At 54.2% G+C, this 17,297-nt stretch carries 18 protein-coding genes; 11 read left to right on the top strand and 7 right to left on the bottom strand.

Annotation, left to right across the window (positions count from 1 at the left end):
- Positions 1 to 7: 7 nt before the first annotated feature.
- The gene (gene tdh / locus AAGR08_RS19200) at positions 8 to 1,036 is read right to left on the bottom strand and encodes an L-threonine 3-dehydrogenase (RefSeq protein WP_345827741.1); all 1,029 of its coding nucleotides are present in this window, start codon (positions 1,034 to 1,036) and stop codon (positions 8 to 10) included.
- Positions 1,033 to 2,241: a glycine C-acetyltransferase gene (locus AAGR08_RS19195; RefSeq protein WP_345827739.1), complete on the bottom strand. Its 1,209-nt coding sequence runs from the start codon at positions 2,239 to 2,241 to the stop codon at positions 1,033 to 1,035. Before AAGR08_RS19195 ends, tdh begins: the two co-directional genes overlap by 4 nt.
- A 231-nt stretch (positions 2,242 to 2,472) precedes the next feature.
- Between AAGR08_RS19195 and rfaD the strand changes: the two genes are divergently transcribed.
- The 3 genes from rfaD to rfaC are packed head-to-tail and all read left to right on the top strand — an operon-like array spanning position 2,473 to position 5,437.
- Positions 2,473 to 3,405, top strand: a complete 933-nt coding sequence (rfaD, locus tag AAGR08_RS19190; RefSeq protein ID WP_097095594.1) for an ADP-glyceromanno-heptose 6-epimerase — start codon at positions 2,473 to 2,475, stop codon at positions 3,403 to 3,405.
- A 17-nt stretch (positions 3,406 to 3,422) separates the two neighbouring features.
- Positions 3,423 to 4,466 (top strand): ADP-heptose--LPS heptosyltransferase RfaF, encoded by a 1,044-nt coding sequence (rfaF, locus tag AAGR08_RS19185; RefSeq protein ID WP_345827738.1) that lies wholly within the window; start codon positions 3,423 to 3,425, stop codon positions 4,464 to 4,466.
- 2 nt (positions 4,467 to 4,468) lie between these two features.
- On the top strand, positions 4,469 to 5,437 hold the full coding sequence (gene rfaC / locus AAGR08_RS19180; protein ID WP_097095592.1) for a lipopolysaccharide heptosyltransferase RfaC: 969 nt from the start codon (positions 4,469 to 4,471) through the stop codon (positions 5,435 to 5,437).
- A 19-nt stretch (positions 5,438 to 5,456) separates the two neighbouring features.
- Here the strand turns inward: rfaC and AAGR08_RS19175 are convergent, their stop codons facing one another.
- The gene (locus AAGR08_RS19175; RefSeq protein ID WP_345827737.1) at positions 5,457 to 6,428 is read right to left on the bottom strand and encodes a deacetylase; all 972 of its coding nucleotides are present in this window, start codon (positions 6,426 to 6,428) and stop codon (positions 5,457 to 5,459) included.
- Positions 6,429 to 6,747: 319 nt separating this feature from the next.
- Here AAGR08_RS19175 and AAGR08_RS19170 point away from each other — a divergent pair, with 319 nt between their 5' ends.
- The 8 genes from AAGR08_RS19170 to coaD all read left to right on the top strand — a co-directional run bounded on the left by AAGR08_RS19170 (position 6,748) and on the right by coaD (position 14,920).
- Positions 6,748 to 7,872 (top strand): glycosyltransferase, encoded by a 1,125-nt coding sequence (locus AAGR08_RS19170; protein ID WP_345829943.1) that lies wholly within the window; start codon positions 6,748 to 6,750, stop codon positions 7,870 to 7,872.
- 42 nt (positions 7,873 to 7,914) lie between these two features.
- Positions 7,915 to 9,024 carry a glycosyltransferase family 9 protein gene (locus AAGR08_RS19165; RefSeq protein WP_345827735.1) on the top strand — a complete coding sequence of 370 codons (1,110 nt, stop codon included), beginning with the start codon at positions 7,915 to 7,917 and terminating at the stop codon, positions 9,022 to 9,024.
- Positions 9,021 to 10,022: a glycosyltransferase gene (locus AAGR08_RS19160; RefSeq protein WP_345827734.1), complete on the top strand. Its 1,002-nt coding sequence runs from the start codon at positions 9,021 to 9,023 to the stop codon at positions 10,020 to 10,022. The genes AAGR08_RS19165 and AAGR08_RS19160 overlap by 4 nt, the downstream gene beginning before the upstream one ends.
- 73 nt (positions 10,023 to 10,095) lie before the next feature.
- Positions 10,096 to 11,172: a putative lipopolysaccharide heptosyltransferase III gene (gene rfaQ / locus AAGR08_RS19155; protein WP_097095588.1), complete on the top strand. Its 1,077-nt coding sequence runs from the start codon at positions 10,096 to 10,098 to the stop codon at positions 11,170 to 11,172.
- A complete protein-coding gene (locus AAGR08_RS19150) occupies positions 11,165 to 12,298 on the top strand; it encodes a glycosyltransferase family 4 protein (RefSeq protein ID WP_345827732.1) in 1,134 nt (377 codons plus the stop codon). Before rfaQ ends, AAGR08_RS19150 begins: the two co-directional genes overlap by 8 nt.
- 85 nt (positions 12,299 to 12,383) lie before the next feature.
- On the top strand, positions 12,384 to 13,658 hold the full coding sequence (waaA, locus tag AAGR08_RS19145) for a lipid IV(A) 3-deoxy-D-manno-octulosonic acid transferase (RefSeq protein WP_097095586.1): 1,275 nt from the start codon (positions 12,384 to 12,386) through the stop codon (positions 13,656 to 13,658).
- Positions 13,659 to 13,661: 3 nt separating this feature from the next.
- Entirely contained in the window at positions 13,662 to 14,438 is a 777-nt protein-coding gene (locus AAGR08_RS19140) for a glycosyltransferase family 2 protein (protein WP_345827730.1), read from the top strand.
- Positions 14,435 to 14,920, top strand: coding sequence for a pantetheine-phosphate adenylyltransferase (coaD, locus tag AAGR08_RS19135; RefSeq protein WP_345827729.1), 486 nt, complete (start codon positions 14,435 to 14,437; stop codon positions 14,918 to 14,920). The genes AAGR08_RS19140 and coaD overlap by 4 nt, the downstream gene beginning before the upstream one ends.
- Position 14,921: 1 nt before the next feature.
- Here the strand turns inward: coaD and mutM are convergent, their stop codons facing one another.
- The 4 genes from mutM to radC form a co-directional block, all read right to left on the bottom strand.
- Positions 14,922 to 15,731: a bifunctional DNA-formamidopyrimidine glycosylase/DNA-(apurinic or apyrimidinic site) lyase gene (gene mutM / locus AAGR08_RS19130; RefSeq protein WP_097095583.1), complete on the bottom strand. Its 810-nt coding sequence runs from the start codon at positions 15,729 to 15,731 to the stop codon at positions 14,922 to 14,924.
- Between the two features lie 69 nt (positions 15,732 to 15,800).
- Positions 15,801 to 15,968 (bottom strand): 50S ribosomal protein L33, encoded by a 168-nt coding sequence (gene rpmG, locus AAGR08_RS19125; RefSeq protein ID WP_001051798.1) that lies wholly within the window; start codon positions 15,966 to 15,968, stop codon positions 15,801 to 15,803.
- A gap of 11 nt (positions 15,969 to 15,979) precedes the next feature.
- Positions 15,980 to 16,216, bottom strand: coding sequence for a 50S ribosomal protein L28 (rpmB, locus tag AAGR08_RS19120; RefSeq protein WP_007885297.1), 237 nt, complete (start codon positions 16,214 to 16,216; stop codon positions 15,980 to 15,982).
- Positions 16,217 to 16,459: 243 nt separating this feature from the next.
- Positions 16,460 to 17,116, bottom strand: coding sequence for a DNA repair protein RadC (gene radC, locus AAGR08_RS19115; RefSeq protein ID WP_097095582.1), 657 nt, complete (start codon positions 17,114 to 17,116; stop codon positions 16,460 to 16,462).
- Positions 17,117 to 17,297 lie beyond the last annotated feature (181 nt).

The raw sequence follows: 17,297 nt of genomic DNA, 5'->3' as shown, positions 1-17,297 counted from the left end.
GAATCGTTTAATCCCAGCTCAACACCACTTTGCCAGATCGACCCGAACGCATCTCATCAAAGCCCTGCTGGAACTCATCAATGTGATAACGATGGGTGATGATAGGCGTAAGATCGAGGCCAGATTGAATCAACGCTGCCATCTTGTACCAGGTTTCAAACATCTCACGCCCATAGATGCCTTTGATGAACAGTCCTTTGAAGATCACCTGATTCCAGTCAATCGACATTTCACCCGGCGGAATACCCAATAGGGCAATGCGGCCGCCGTGGTTCATCACCTCTAACAAGGTGCGGAATGCCGGCGGCGCGCCTGACATTTCCAACCCAACATCAAACCCTTCGGTCATGCCGAGTTCAGCCATCACGTCACGCAGATTCTCCTGCGCTACGTTCACCGCACGCGTTACGCCCATCTTGCGCGCCAGATCGAGGCGATATTCATTGATATCGGTAATCACCACATGACGCGCGCCGACGTGCTTACACACCGCTGCCGCCATAATGCCAATCGGACCGGCACCAGAAATCAGCACGTCTTCGCCGACTAAATCAAACGACAGCGCCGTATGTACCGCGTTGCCAAAGGGATCAAAAATGGCCGCCAGTTCATCAGAGATGTTGTCAGGAATTTTGAAAGCGTTGAACGCCGGAATGACCAGGTATTCGGCGAAGCAGCCCTGACGATTAACGCCCACGCCAACGGTGTTGCGACAGAGATGAGTGCGTCCCGCACGGCAGTTACGGCAATGACCGCAGGTGATGTGGCCTTCACCAGAAACACGATCGCCAATGGCAAAGCCTTTTACTTCCTGCCCGATTCCCACCACTTCACCCACGTATTCGTGGCCGGTGATCATCGGAACCGGAATGGTTTTGCGCGACCAGTCGTCCCAGTTATAAATGTGCACATCGGTACCGCAAATAGCGGTTTTACGTATTTTAATCAGCAGATCGTTATGGCCCGGCTCCGGAATCGGCGCGTCCTTGACCATCCAAATACCTTCTTCGGCTTTTAATTTGGCGAGTGCTTTCATTTCCCTGCTCCTGAAATAACGCCCAGCTGCAGACCAATGCGGGTAAAGGCGGCAACAGCGTGTTCCAGCTGAGCCTGGGTATGGCCGGCAGAAATCTGCGTACGAATACGCGCCTGACCTTGCGGCACCACCGGGTAGAAGAAGCCGGTGACATAGATGCCTTCCTGCTGCAGCAGGCTCGCGAATTGCTGTGCCACTTTGGCATCGCCCAGCATCACCGGAATAATGGCGTGATCGGCTCCAGCCAGGGTGAAGCCTGCCGCGGTCATTTGTTCGCGGAAGAAGCGGGCGTTTTCCCACAGGCGCTGACGTAACCCATCGCCTTCACTCAGCAGTTCCAGCACGCGCAGCGAGGCGGCAACAATTGCCGGTGCCAGCGAATTGGAGAACAGATACGGGCGCGAGCGCTGGCGCAGCCATTCCACCACCTCTTTTTTCGCCGCCACGTAACCGCCAGACGCGCCACCCAGCGCTTTACCCAGCGTGCCGGTAAGGATGTCGACGCGATCCATCACACCACAATATTCGTGCGTGCCGCGTCCGGCCGAACCGACAAAGCCCACCGCATGCGAATCATCCACCATCACCAGTGCATCAAACTCATCGGCCAGGTCGCAAATCCCCTGCAGATTGGCGATCACGCCATCCATAGAAAAGACGCCGTCGGTGGCGATCAGAATGTGGCGCGCGCCCTTGTCGCGAGCTTCCTGCAAGCGCGCGCGCAGCTCGCTCATATCATTATTGGCGTAACGATAGCGCTGCGCTTTGCACAAGCGTACGCCGTCAATGATCGATGCGTGATTAAGCGCGTCCGAAATAATCGCGTCTTCCGCGCTGAGCAGCGTTTCAAACAGGCCGCCGTTGGCATCAAAGCAGGACGAGAACAAAATCGCGTCTTCCATGCCGAGGAATGCGGCCAGCTTGTGTTCCAGCTGCTGGTGAATATCCTGCGTGCCGCAAATAAAGCGCACCGAGGCCATACCAAAGCCGTGCGAATCCATGCCGTCTTTCGCCGCCTGGATCAATGCCGGATGATTGGCTAAACCCAAATAGTTATTGGCGCAAAAGTTAATGACGGCTGGGCTGTGAGCGACATTGATTTCCGCCTGCTGTGGCGAGGTAATAGTGCGTTCTTGTTTGAACAATCCGTCCTGACGTGTTGTCTCAAGCTGTTGGCGGATTTGCGAATAAAACTGACTGGACATGATTCTGCTCCTTAGATAGCAAAATTTTGGCACATATTACTGATCGAAAAGCAAAGACACGATATTTCAGCCAGCAATATCTCGGTTTTGCAGCATAGTTCACGCTGCGAACAGGATTTGTGCAGCGCTTACGGAGTCATCTGGCTGCCTGCGTCTGGTTGAAATGTTATGATGGTAGGTATTCGTGGCTGAAACCTCCTGTTTCACCCTAACTCTTTAAAGGCAAAGCATATGATTATCGTAACCGGTGGCGCTGGCATGATTGGCAGCAACATTGTTAAAGCGCTGAACGATCGCGGTCTTACCGACATTTTGGTGGTGGATAATCTGAAGGATGGCACCAAATTCGTGAATCTGGCCGATCTGGACATCGCTGATTACATGGATAAAGAGGAGTTCCTCAGCTATATCATGTCCGGCGAAGATCTGGGCCCTATCGAAGCCGTGTTCCACGAAGGTGCGTGCTCCGCGACCACCGAATGGGATGGCAAGTACATGATGGACAACAACTATCAGTACTCGAAAGATCTGCTTCACTTCTGTCTTGAGCGTGAAATCCCGTTCCTGTATGCCTCTTCCGCCGCGACCTACGGTGGCCGCAATGAAAACTTCATTGAAGAGCGCCAATACGAGCAGCCGCTGAACGTCTATGGCTACTCAAAAATGTTGTTCGATCACTATGTGCGCCAGATTCTGCCAGAAGCCGAATCACCGGTGTGCGGTTTCCGCTACTTCAACGTGTATGGTCCGCGCGAAGGCCATAAAGGCAGCATGGCGAGCGTGGCCTTCCATCTCAACACGCAGATCAGCAACGATGAAAATCCGAAGCTGTTTGAAGGCAGCGACGCTTTCCGCCGCGACTTCATCCATGTTGATGACGTGGTCGCCGTGAATCTGTGGTGCTGGGAGAACGGCGTTTCCGGTATCTACAACTGCGGTACCGGCCGCGCTGAATCTTTCCAGGAAGTGGCGGATGCGGTGCTGAACTTCCACCAGAAGGGCCAGATTGAGTACATTCCCTTCCCTGACAAGCTGAAAGGCCGCTATCAGGCATTCACTCAAGCCGATCTGACCAATCTGCGAGCGGCCGGTTACGACAAGCCGTTTAAAACCGTGGCGCAAGGCGTGGGCGAATATATGGCCTGGCTGAATCGTAACGCATAAGGAAACCGGCACCAGCGATGAAAATTCTGGTTATTGGCCCATCATGGGTCGGCGATATGATGATGTCGCAAAGTCTCTATCGCACGCTCAAGGCGGAACATCCTGACGCGGTAATCGATGTAATGGCCCCAGCCTGGTGCCGCCCTTTGCTGTCGCGTATGCCGGAAGTGAATCAGGCACTGGCGATGCCGCTCGGTCATGGCGCTCTGGCGTTAGGTGAGCGTCGACGCCTTGGGAAAACGCTGCAGGCGAGCGGTTACGATCGCGCCTATGTGTTGCCGAACTCCTTTAAATCCGCGCTGGTGCCCTTCTTCGCCGGCATCAAGCGTCGCACCGGCTGGCGCGGCGAGATGCGTTATGGCGTGTTAAATGATGTCCGCGTGCTGGATAAAGCCGCGTTTCCGTTAATGGTTGAGCGCTATGTGGCGCTCGGCTATGACAAGCCCATCGCCTCAGCGCAGCAGCTGCCGCAGCCCTTGTTGTGGCCGCAGCTGCGCGTGGATGACGACGAAAAACGCATGACGGCGGCACAGTTTGCGCTATCAGCCGATCGTCCAGCAATTGGCTTTTGCCCGGGTGCAGAGTTTGGTCCGGCCAAACGCTGGCCACATTATCACTATGCCGCGCTGGCAGAACAGCTGATCGGCGAAGGCTATCAGGTGGTGCTGTTTGGTTCGGCAAAGGATCGCGAAACCGGCGAAACCATTGTACAAACGCTGTCAGAAACAGCGCGTGCGCACTGCAAGAATCTGGCCGGCGATACGCAACTGGAACAGGCGGTGATTTTGCTGGCCAACTGCACGGCAGTGGTGAGTAATGATTCGGGCTTAATGCATATTGCGGCGGCTCTTAACCGTCCGCTGGTGGCGCTATATGGCCCAAGCAGCCCGGATTTCACCCCGCCGTTGTCCCATCAGGCGCGCATTATTCGCTTGATCACCGGTTATCACAAAATCCGCAAAGGGGATGCCGATCAAGGCTATCACCAAAGCCTGATTGATATTCAACCAGCGCGAGTTCATCAGGAGCTTAGCGCGCTGTTGCATCCGGTGCAGGAGTAAAGATGCACGTTTTGATAGTAAAAACCTCCTCAATGGGAGACGTGCTGCATACGCTTCCGGCGCTCACCGATGCGATGCAGGCCATTCCAGGCATTCGCTTTGATTGGGTGGTGGAGGAGAACTTCGCCCAGATTCCAGGCTGGCATCCGGCGGTGGATAAAGTGCTGCCCGTCGCGATTCGCCGCTGGCGCAAACACTGGTTTGGCAGCCAGCAGCGCGAAGAGCGCGTGCGCTTCAAACGCGATCTGCAATCGCGCGACTATGATGTGGTGCTGGATGCGCAAGGCCTCATCAAAAGCGCCGCGCTGGTGACGCGCCTGGCAAAAGGGGTGAAGCACGGTCAGGATAGCCGCAGTGCGCGCGAGCCTTTCGCCAGCTGGTGGTATGACAAGCGTCATGAAATCGACAAGCAGCAGCATGCCGTGGAACGTACGCGCGAGCTGTTTGCCAAAAGCCTCGGCTATGAAAAACCGGCTACGCAGGGTGATTATGCCATTGCCGGTCATTTCCTGACGTCACTTCCGGCGGAGAGCAGCCCTTATCTGGTGTTTCTGCATGCGACCACGCGTGACAACAAACACTGGCCGGAATCGCACTGGCGCGAGTTAATCGAATTAATGCAGCCTACGGGCCTGCGCGTGAAGTTGCCGTGGGGCGCAGAGCACGAGCATCAGCGCGCGCAGCGCCTGGCGGAAGGCTTCTCACATGTTGAAGTGTTAGCCAAATTAACCCTCGAGCAGGTCGCGCAGCAATTAGCGGGCGCGCGCGCGGTGGTATCGGTGGATACCGGCTTAAGCCATCTGACCGCGGCGCTGGATCGGCCCAATATCACCTTATACGGCCCAACCGATCCGGGACTCATTGGTGGATATGGGAAAAATCAGTATGTGCTGCGCCCTGCACAAGGCCACAGCATGGCAGATATCCAGGCAAAGGATGTCGCGGCAATGATGAAAGAAATCGCGGTATAGAGGTATACCGCGTCTTGATTCAGCTCGGCTGGCGATCGCGCTTTAATAACGCATATTCTGTTAGCGTCATGCCTTGGGTACGTGACTGGAGCCAGCTGAAAAGCTGCTCTAAATCATCATAAAGACGTTCAATGTCAGCCTCATTTTTAAACGTGGGGCTGCCATCCGGCATGAATTCTGAAGAGTGCAGCATAAATTCAACGTAGTCATTTCCACGCCTAAGCGTCTGCTCAGCCACCTGCTTCATCTGCGCCACATTGCCACCAACCGGCCGCAGCCAGTTGACTGAATGGCCGCGTTTCTTGCCGCGAATGTCATTCCACACTTTTTTTAACTGATTGGTCAGCGCACCGTAGCGATATTCGATGCTCATCGGCAGCTCTAAAAGCCCGCTGTCGCCCTCTTTGGAAATATCATTCGCATCAAGATAATAAGCGTGGTCGGGAAAGTGGCGATAATCGGTGCCGCCTTTGCCCTGAGGCGCGCCAGAAGAGGTACGCCAGTCAACGCGCGGTGTGACGGAACAATCAACCAAATAACCGTAATCGAGCAGTGCGCGCGCATAGATTTCATTGAAAGCCCAGCGTCCAGCACGGTGACTGGTCATCTTCTGCTGAAAGGCCGTTTCCAGTAAATCTGTCATGAAAGCGACTTTTCCACGCAGCACATCTTCAGGATATTCAATTAAATAGGGCTGATAGCGCCAATCATCATCCGTTAGCGCATAGTCTGGCGGGCTATACCATGCGTGCAGATGCATGCCGATTTCACCCTGCCCCCGCGCCAGCAGATCGCGGCCAAACTCTACATAAGCGGGATCGCTCGCCATTTCAAAATTGGTTAGCCAGGTTGGTTTAAAACCGTATTTCTCACATAACGACTGAAAACGCGGCAGGAATCGAACATTATGCGTGGTAACCTTGCCGCTGCGATTGCGCCAGAGGTTATCCCCTTCAGTATCGAGAGTGATTAAAAACGCAGGCTTATCCATAACTTATCCGATAAAATGAGCAATTTCTCGTCGTTATGGTACGCAAGCCCGGGAATGAGGGCAAACATTTCATCGGACAGGCGCGGGGATAAGTGTGTAGCAGTATAAGCACGGTTAAACTAGAGTGAATTAAACTACATAAGGTTCAGAATACGCTGGGTGCTCAGCTAAAATGCCCTGCGAATTCATTTAATACCAAACACATCTAATAAATTGATTTATCTTATATTCAGTCCTGTTTTTAGCGGGGATGATAGTTTTTGTATCATTAAAAACAGGCTGGCGATTAGGAGTAACGAATTTGTCAAAGCGCATTCTGATGGTGATTGATGGCCTGCCGGGAGGAGGGGCCGAAAAAGTCGTCCTGACGCTGGCAGAAGGTTTTATAAGTCAGGGACATCGGGTGTCGCTTTTTTCATTGCGTAAGGTGTGTGATTACCCTATTCCATCCGGCGTTGATTATCAGACCATCATTGATAGCAGCTCTCGTCCCTGGCGTAAGTTGACTGAAACTTATCGTCGAGCGCATCTCCTTGACGCCGCCGTGCGTGCAAGCGAAGCAACGCACGGAAAATTTGACCTGGTTCTTTCACATCTACACAAAACCGATCGCATTGTGCGGCGCGCACGCGCGCTGGATACGAATAAAACCTGGTATTGTCTGCATGGCGTATTCTCAGCCTCGTACCTTAAGCGTAAATCAGGATTCTCGCTGTGGCTTAAACGGCTCAAAATACGCCTGACTTATCAAGGCAAACAATTGATTGGTGTTTCACAATACGTCATTGATGATGTTGTTCAGAATATTGGCGTAAAGCCCAGCAAAACGCGTGTGATAGTCAACCCCTTCGATTTCAATCTTATTAGTCGCCTTGCCGCCGAACCTTGCCCCCTTGCCGGCAGTGATTTCGTCCTGCACGTTGGGCGTTTTCATGAAACAAAACGCCACGATCGCTTGCTGGACGCCTATGCTATGAGTGGTATCACCGCTCCCTTAGTGTTATTGGGTCAGGGAAGTGAAAAAATCACGGAAAAATTACGTCAGCAAACCGCTGATTTAGGTATTGCTGAGCGCGTGCGCTTCGAAGGCTTTCACGCCAATCCTTACCCGTGGATTCGCCACGCACGTCTGTTAGTGCTTAGTTCAGATAGCGAAGGATTTGGTAATGTGCTGGTAGAAGCCCTGAGCTGCGGCACTTCCATCGTCAGTACGCGTTGCCCTGGTGGCCCAGCGTCGATAATGAGCGGTGACCTTGCGCGTGGGCTTGCTGAGTTAAATGCGCAGTCACTGGCGGAAAAAATGCGCGAAATTTATGCGAACCCGCCAGAGTTGCAACATCTGGACTTAAGCATTTATAGTCTCAACGTGGTTTGTCAGCACTATTTGCAACTGGCTGAAGCGGCAAAACCCTCATATTCACATACTCAGCACGTTTCAGGTTAAACAGGTCCCCATGTCGGTGTGGCCGAACATGGGGATAGATCGTTGACGTATACCATTCTCTTCATTCTTTTTTTACCGGTGAAATGGTTGATGAAAATCTTCCATGCCAGGACCGGTAAAAATCTCGTGATTCAAACAGCGAAGATTGGTGATTTTATTAACATCACTCCGCTATTAACCCATTTGGGAAAAAGCGATGCGCTGCTAAGCCATAGCGTAGCGGCTCTGGCGACGCGTGACAGCACGCTAGAAAATATCTGGTACATCGAAGATCATCGTTCAGGACTGATTAAGAAATTCAAATTAATATGGTTATTACTTAATCGTTACGACAATATCTATCTGCTGCATCCGACCAATCTCAATCTATTTATTGCCGCTTGCTGTAACGCCAGTAACAAGCAATTTCTTTCCAGCTATCGTCGCCGAAGCTATCAGAAGCTTTTTTATCTCACCGCTTCAGGTGTCGTGCAGCACGAAAAAAATACGCTCACGCTGGAAAATTATTTAAAGCTCGCCGATCGTTCTTTTACTAAAGAGAGCTATCCGAAACATGCGACACAACCGCTGTGGCAACCTCGCGCGCTGCCTGCAGAAATTTTCCAGCATGAGGGGATCAGAATTGGTATCAGTATCACCGCCGGTAACCAGGCGAAAACGATTCCTCCGCTTATTTGGCAGCGACTGTTTGACCATCTCAGCGATTTGCCCTGTCAGTTCTTTGCCTTTGGCGCACCGAATGAACAATCACGTCTACAAGAGCTGTATAAAGTTGTCGGCGCGCGTGAGAATGTGATCAGTTTGGTAGGTAAAGTGCCGTTAGAAGACGTTCCCGCCGTTATCAACGAGATGGATTTCTATATCGCGTCTGATTCGGGGAACGTTTATATTGCCGATGCGCAGCACGTTCCCATTATTTTGATTTACGGTCCTTGCTGTGTAGAAGAACAGCGCCCTCTTGGCGATGTCTTGCTGATTGGCCCAAATCATATTGCGCCTTCTTCATTTGTTTTCGCAGCGCAGTACAAATTTAAGCATCCCACTGAACAGCTGTTTGAACTGGATCAGCGGAAGCTGGATGATATTCATGATTTTATTACCGCGAGGCAGCAACAACGCCTGGCGCGACGGAAGAACACAAAAACAGCATGACAATGCCCCCTGCTCAATCAGCCCCTTTACTCAGCCTTATCATTCCCATGTTCAATGCGGGCAGCGATTTTACTGTCTGCATGCAGGCGCTGCTGGCACAAACGCTTAGCGACATGGAAATCATCATTGTCGATGACGGATCTACCGACGGCTCCGGCGAGCGTGCCGACGCCTATGCACAACAGCACCACCATGTGCGCGTTGTTCATCAAGCCAACGGGGGCGTGTCTCGCGCCCGCAATGCCGGACTGGCCGTCGCGCGTGGTAAGTACGTGTCATTCCCGGATGCTGACGACACCATGGACCCGGCGATGTATCAAACCCTGGTCGAAATGGCAGAGCGCGATAATCTCGACGTCGCGCAGTGCAATGCGGAGTGGTTCTTTAAAGCCAGTCAACAGGTAAAGCCGCTGATTCCCCGCGATCGCCTCACCAGCACCGGCGTGCTTAGCGGCTCTGAATGGCTCAATAAGGCACTGCAAACGCGGCGCTACATGCACGTGGTATGGCTGGGGATTTATCGCCGTGAACTGATCGAGCAGCTGCAGCTCTATTTTGAACCCGGCCTGCATCATCAGGATATCCCCTGGACCACCGAGCTGATGCTTAACGCTAAACGCGTGCGCTACACCGATCAAATCTTCTATCGCTACCATATGCACGATGCGTCAATCAGCAATCGTAAGCGCACCGGCCAGCGCAACGTCGAGTATCAGCGCCATTACCTGAAAATTGCGCGATTGCTGGAAGAGATTAACGTGCGCTATCGCGATAAAGTGAAAATCTATCCGTCATTTCACGCCCAGATTACGCATGAGGCGCTCAGCGTCTGCCACTGCATTCGTCGCGAACCCGAAGAGAGTGCGCGTCTGGCGATGATTGAAGACCTGTTTGCCACACAAACGCATAAACGCATGCTGCGTAACGCACGCGGCCTGCGGCAATGGTATCAACTGCTGTTGTGGCTGAGTCGGATTTATCGCTGGCGTAAGAAATAAGCGCTGCACCTGGCTTTCACGCTTTTGGGGTTTGCCCTACAATCAGCTGACTGAATTCTGAGATCATTTGAGTATGGCAAGCCCGATTCCAGACCCATTTACACCGAAAAATATTCTATTGATCAAGCTGCGCCATCACGGCGATATGCTGCTGACCACACCCGCTATCAATGCGCTTCGCCAGCGCTATCCGCAGGCCAATATCGACGTTCTGCTGTATAAAGAGACCCGTCCGATGCTGGAAGCGCATCCGGCCATTCGCCAGTTACACTTTATCGATCGCAACTGGAAGAAAGAGGGCGGCTGGCAGAAATTCCGTCACGAAATGCGCCTGATTTCAGCGGTACGCGCCTGCCACTATGACCTCGTGATCAACCTCGCCGATCAGTGGCGCAGCGCCATTATTACCGGCCTTTCCGGCGCCAACGTGCGTATCGGTTTTGCTTTTCACAAGCGCGACAATGTTTTATGGCGCCGAATGCACAATCAGTTGGTTAGCACCGCCAATCATAACCAGCTGCATACGGTTGAACAGAATATGGCGGCGCTGACGCCGCTGGGTATCAGCGCCGCGGGCGCGAAAGCCTCAATGCACTTCAGCGCGGCCGATTGGCAAAAGGTGCAGGACATGCTGGCACAGCACGCGGTCAGCGCGCCTTTTATTGTGGTGCAACCCACTTCTCGCTGGCAGTTTAAATGCTGGGAAGATGACAAAGTCGCACAGGTGATCGATGCGCTCACCGCTGAAGGCCGTACCGTGGTGCTTACCGCAGGACCAGACCAGAAAGAGCTGGCGATGATCGCCAATATTCAGTCGCTGTGCCGCAGCCACAATGTGGTGTCGCTGGCGGGTCAACTCTCCTTGCCGCAGTTGGCCGCACTCATCAATGCGGCGCAGCTGTTTATCGGCGTGGATTCTGCTCCCATGCACATGGCCGCCGCGCTGGAAACCCCCTGCCTTGCGCTGTTTGGCCCAACTAAGCTGCAACACTGGCGCCCGTGGGGCGAGAACAACCGCGTGATTTGGGCCGGCGATTATGGGCCGCTGCCGTCGCCAGACGCAATCGATACCAATACCCAACAGCGCTACCTTTCTGCTATTCCCGTTGAGGATGTGGTCGCCGCCGCCAGGAGTTTTTTGCATGAGTAAGTTACGCCTGGCGATAGTCCGGCAGAAATACCGTCCCGACGGCGGCGCCGAGCGCTTTATCTCACGTGCGCTGGAAGCACTGGATAGCGAACAGCTCGATCTCAACATTATCACCCGCAGCTGGCAGGGCATGCCGAATCCGGCCTGGCATCTGCACATCTGTAATCCGGCGAAATTCGGCCGCATCTCGCGCGAAAGGGGTTTTGCCCGCGCCGCCCGGGCATGCTGGGAACGTGAGAAGTTCGATATTGTGCAGAGCCACGAGCGCATTGCCGGCTGCGATATCTTCCGCGCGGGAGATGGCGTGCATCGCGTATGGCTGGAACAGCGCGCGCGTATTGTATCGCCGTGGCAACGTTTGAGCGCCAGCCTCAGCCCTTACCATCGCTACGTATTGCAGGCGGAAGCCGAGATGTTCAATGCGCCTGCGTTGAAGGCGGTGATCTGTAATTCCGAGATGGTGAAGCAGGATATTTTGCGGCACTTCACGCTCGATGCCAGCAAGATTCATGTGATTCACAATGCGATTGATAGCCAGCGTTTCCAGCCCGCCAGCGAAACATTGCGCCACGCAGCACGTCAGCAGCTCAACCTGCCGCACGATGCCACAGTGATGATTTATGTCGGTTCGGGCTTTGAGCGCAAAGGACTTAAGGCCGCGATTGAGGCGGTGGCGAAAAGCGATCGCTATCTGGTGGTGGTTGGCCAGGATAAGCACCTGTCGCGTTATCAGCAGTTAGCGAATCAGCTTAACTGCCTGGATCGAATGCGTTTTGTTGGCGTGCAGCAGGATGTACAGCCGTTTTACCATGCCGCTGACGCGCTGCTGCTGCCCACGCTTTATGACCCCTTTCCCAATGTGGTGCTGGAAGCAATGGCCTGCGGCCTGGCAGTGATCACCAGCACCGGCTGCGGTGGCGCTGAATTTATCACTGCAGGCCAGGAAGGTTTTGTTTGTGATGCGTTAGATATCAAAGCGTTAAACGAAGCCGTAATCGCCACGCCAGCACTTTCACACAATTCTGCCATGGGTGAAGCCGCACGACGTAGAATTGAACCTTTTGGTCCGCAGCGACTGGCGCTGGCGCTGACTTCACTTTATCAGCAAGTGCTGCAGAGCCGCTGACGAAGTGGTATGAGCAGGCGGCTAGTTTCTGATAACATGCCGCCTTTCATCTGTTTTTTGACGCGATTCTGTCGTAACGGTAACTATGACGACTCTATACACAGCCTTGCTCTATCTGATTCAGCCACTCATCTGGCTGCGCCTGTGGCTGCGCGGTCGAAAAGCACCGGCCTATCGTAAGCGCTGGGCAGAACGCTACGGCTACTGCGCTGGAAAAGTACTGCCGCACGGTATTGTGCTGCACTCCGTATCCGTCGGCGAAACGCTGGCGGCGGTGCCGCTGGTGCGCGCGCTGCGCCACCGCTATCCCACTTTACCGATCACCGTCACCACCATGACGCCAACCGGCTCCGAGCGCGCGCAATCGGCATTTGGCAAAGATGTGCACCACGTTTATCTGCCATACGATCTGCCTGGCTCCATTAATCGCTTCCTTGATAACGTCAATCCACGGCTGGTGATCATTATGGAAACCGAGCTGTGGCCAAACATCATCCGTATTTTGCATCAGCGCCAAATCCCGCTGGTGATTGCCAATGCGCGCTTGTCTGAGCGTTCAGCCAAAGGCTACAAAAAGCTCGGCGGCTTTATGCGCGATTTGCTGCAACGTATCACGCTGATTGCTGCGCAAAACGCCGAAGATGGCGACCGTTTCCTTAGCCTTGGCCTGAAACGTTCGCATCTTACCGTCACCGGCAGCCTCAAATTTGATATCTCGGTCACGCCGGAATTGGCGGCCAAAGCGGTGACGCTGCGTCGTCAGTGGGCATCGCGTCGCCCGGTATGGATCGCCACCAGCACCCACGAAGGCGAAGAGGCGATTGTGCTCGATGCCCATCGTCGCCTGCTGCAGCAGTTTCCCGATCTACTGCTGATTTTGGTGCCGCGCCATCCAGAGCGTTTCAAAGATGCCTGTGACCTGGCGCAAAAACGTGGCTTCAGTTTTATCTTGCGCAGCAGCGGTGAAATTCCATCAAGCTCTACCCAGGTCGTGATTGGCGACACCATGGGTGAATTGATGATGCTGTACGGCATTGCTGACCTCGCCTTTGTTGGCGGCAGTTTAGTGGAGCGCGGCGGGCACAATCCGCTCGAACCGGCCGCACACGCGATCCCCGTGTTGATGGGTCCGCACATCTGGAACTTCAAAGATATTTGCGCCAAGTTGCAGCAGGCCGAAGGTTTGATTACCGTTACTGACGTGGTGTCGTTACAAAAAGAGGTCGCTAACCTGCTGCAGGATGACGATTATCGCCGCTATTACGGTCGCCATGCCGTGGAAGTGCTGCATCAGAATCAGGGCGCCTTACAGCGTCTGCTACAGTTACTCGAACCTCACTTACCGCCGCGAGCACACTAACTCATGTCGCAACGCCAACGCCTCTCTGTGGTGATGATCGCCAAAAATGAAGCTGAGCTGCTGCCAGAGGCGCTGGCCTCCGTTAGCTGGGCGGATGAGATTGTGGTGCTGGACTCCGGCAGTTCAGACCACACCGCACAAGTCGCGCGGGAGCATGGCGCACAGGTGTACCAGGCTGAAGGCTGGGATGGATTTGGCAAACAGCGCCAGCGCGCGCAGGCACATGCCAACGGCGATATGATTTTGATGATCGATGCTGATGAGCGGGTGACGCCAGAACTGCGTCGTGCCATTGAACAGGTTTTAGCTCAGCCGCCGTCAGACACCGTTTACAGCCTGGGGCGCAGCAACCTGTTTCTCGGTCGCTTTATGCGCCACAGCGGCTGGTATCCCGACCGCGTGTTGCGCCTCTACCCGCGCAAGCTAAATTACAACGACAACCTGGTACATGAATCGCTGGAGACGCAGGGCGCGCCGGTGGTGACGTTGCCGGGCGATCTGCAACATCTTACCTGCCGCGATCTCATCGCTTTCCAGCGCAAGCAAATGAACTATGCCGAAGCCTGGGCGCAAGAGCGTTTCCAGCGCGGCAAACGCTGCGGCTTGTTCTCTATCTTTAGCCATACGCTCGGCGCGTTTGTGAAAACGCTGCTGCTGCGCGCCGGTTTCCTTGATGGCAAACAGGGCTGGATTCTGGCGGTAGTGAACGCGCAATACACCTTCAACAAATACTCGGCGCTCTGGGCGCTGCATCACACCTCAACAAAAGGCCGCGTATGAGCACCAAAGCGATTTATCCCGGCACCTTTGATCCTTTCACCTTGGGTCATCTGGATATTGTGACGCGCGCGGCGCAGATGTTTGACCGCATCGTGGTGGCGATTGCCGCCAGCCCGAGCAAGAAACCGCTGTTCAGTCTGGATGAGCGTGTGGATATGGCGCGCCAGGTAACGGCACATTTGCCCAATGTGGACGTCGTGGGTTTCAGCGATTTGATGGCGAACTTTGCGCAAGCGCAGAACGCCAACGTGCTGGTGCGCGGGTTGCGTGCGGTTTCCGATTTCGAATATGAGCTGCAGCTGGCGCAGATGAACCGTCATCTGTTGCCCACCCTTGAAAGCGTATTTCTGATGCCGTCCGAGGGCTTCTCGTTCGTCTCTTCTTCGCTGGTAAAAGAAGTGGCGCGCCATGCCGGTGACGTGCAGGCATTCCTGCCTGCCGTGGTGCACAAGGCTTTACTGGCGCGACTGGCGCAGCCTTAACTCAGTGCTGGCAGCGTGGACACCAGAAGGTGCTGCGCTGGCCATGCTTGCCGCTGACAATCGGCGTACCACAGGCGCGGCAAGGTTCTCCGGTGCGGCCATAAACCTGCAACTCCTGCGCGAAATAGCCGGGTTTACCATCCGTTTGCAGGAAATCGCGCAGCGTAGTGCCACCCTGCTCAATCGAGCGCAGCAATACCGCTTTGATGGTATTCACCAGCAGCTCGGCCTCTTCCTGACTCAAACTCATCGCCGGACGATCGGGTAAGATCCCGGCGGTAAACAGCGATTCGCTGGCGTAGATGTTACCGACGCCAACCACCACTTTGTTATCCATCAGCCACTGTTTGATCAGCGTGCGTTTGCCGCGTGACTTTTCAAACAGATAAGCGCCATCAAATTCGCTGCTTAACGGTTCCGGACCGAGATGCGCCAGCACGCTGCTGCCGGCCAGATCGCTGCTCCACAGCCAGGCGCCAAAACGCCGCGGATCGGTGTAGCGCAGCACTTTGCCGTTGCTCATCACCAAATCGACGTGATCGTGTTTGGCTGCGGGCTGTTCGCCGGGCAGCACGCGCAGGCTACCGGACATGCCGAGGTGAATGATGATCCAGCCATGTGGCAGCTCCAGCAGCAGGTATTTGGCGCGACGCTGCACGCTTAATACCGGTTGGTCGCTCAGCGCATGGATTTCATGCGAGACCGGCCAGCGCAAACGGGAATTGCGCACCACCGCATGCAGAATGGTGGCACCCACCATATGGGGTTCAATACCGCGTCGACTGGTTTCTACCTCAGGTAATTCAGGCATCTCATCTCCTCAACGAATCGCAGAAACAAAAAACCCGGCCGAAGCCGGGTTTTTCTAAGAACACTAAAATTACTTAATTTTAGCTTCTTTGTAGATCACGTGCTGACGTACAACCGGATCGAACTTTTTCAGTTCTAATTTCTCTGGTTTAGTACGTTTGTTCTTCGTGGTGGTATAGAAGTGACCTGTACCAGCAGAGGAAACCAGCTTGATCTTCTCACGAATACCTTTAGCCATGATTCAGTTCCTTAGTACTTCTCACCACGGGCGCGGATTTCGGTCAGAACCGTATCGATGCCCTTTTTATCAATAACACGCATACCTTTAGCAGATACACGCAGAGTAACGAAGCGCTTTTCGCTCTCAACCCAGAAACGGTGAGAGTGCAGGTTCGGCAGGAAACGGCGTTTCGTCGCGTTCATTGCGTGGGAACGGTTGTTACCCGTTACCGGACGCTTTCCAGTTACCTGGCAGACTCGTGACATTTCTATTCTCCAAAAATCAAATCAGCTCGAGCTTTAAAAACTAGGTTTTGGCCGCCTCGTCAGGCCTTAGCCCGCCCAGGCGAGTTCCATGTGAACCCGCTAAGCTGGCCCAAACGCCAAACCCGAGATTCTCAAAGGTGGCGTAGTATACGCCGCTCAGCCTGAGTGCTCAAGTCCCGAACAGATAAAGATCCCTCTGGATCGCGCAAAAATGCCTCATTTCTGTTCAATTGAATCGATGAATTACAACCAACCCCGCTCAGCGAAAGAGGTAAACTCGCCGTGACCGATCACCAGATGATCAAGTAAACGGATATTGAGCAGCGCGCAGGCCTGGCCAATTTTCGCGGTAATATCGCGATCGGCCCGGCTCGGTTCAGCGACGCCCGAGGGGTGATTGTGCGCCAGAATCACCGCCGCAGCGTTAAGCTTCAAGGCTTCGCGCACAATTTCACGCGGATGCACCTCCACGCTGGCAATCGAACCCGAAAACATCTTTTGCGCCTGCAACACGCGATGCTGATTATCCAGAAACAGCGCCATAAACACTTCTCGTTCCTGATGGGCCAGCACGCTTTGTAGGTAATGGCGCGTCACCTGCGGATTTTCCATAACATTTTCCCGCGCCAGCTGGCTGGCAAAAAAGCGTCGCCCCAATTCAGCGATGGCGTAAAGCTGCGTCATCTTGGCGCTGCCCACACCTTTAATTTGCCCCAGCTCCTCTTTGCTGGCGGTCATAATGCGATATAGCGAACCAAACTCGTTCAGCATCTGATGCGCCAGCAGCAGCACGCTGGTGCCGCGCGTACCGGTGCGCAAAAAAATCGCCAACAGCTCAGCATCATTCAGCCTTTCCGCGCCTATTAACAGTAGCTTTTCCCGTGGTGCCAGTTCCGTCATGACATTGCTCTCCCTGCGTTGCGGCGATTCTGCGCGTCTGCCGCACGGCGCGCCAGCAAGCAAAACGGAATTTCAGAGCCGGCTCGCAAAGGCCGCAGGCAGTGAAAAGGCGCGTTGCGGATTTTGTGATAAAGTTGCCTGCATCTGCCGCCTGTGACGCGGCAATCTGCTTTGAGGCGAA

It is taken from the genome of Pantoea sp. BRR-3P (assembly GCF_039621635.1).
GTDB classification, from domain to species: domain Bacteria; phylum Pseudomonadota; class Gammaproteobacteria; order Enterobacterales; family Enterobacteriaceae; genus Pantoea; species Pantoea floridensis.
Note: the sequence above shows the minus strand (reverse complement) of the source record. Positions and strands in the feature narration are given on the sequence as shown.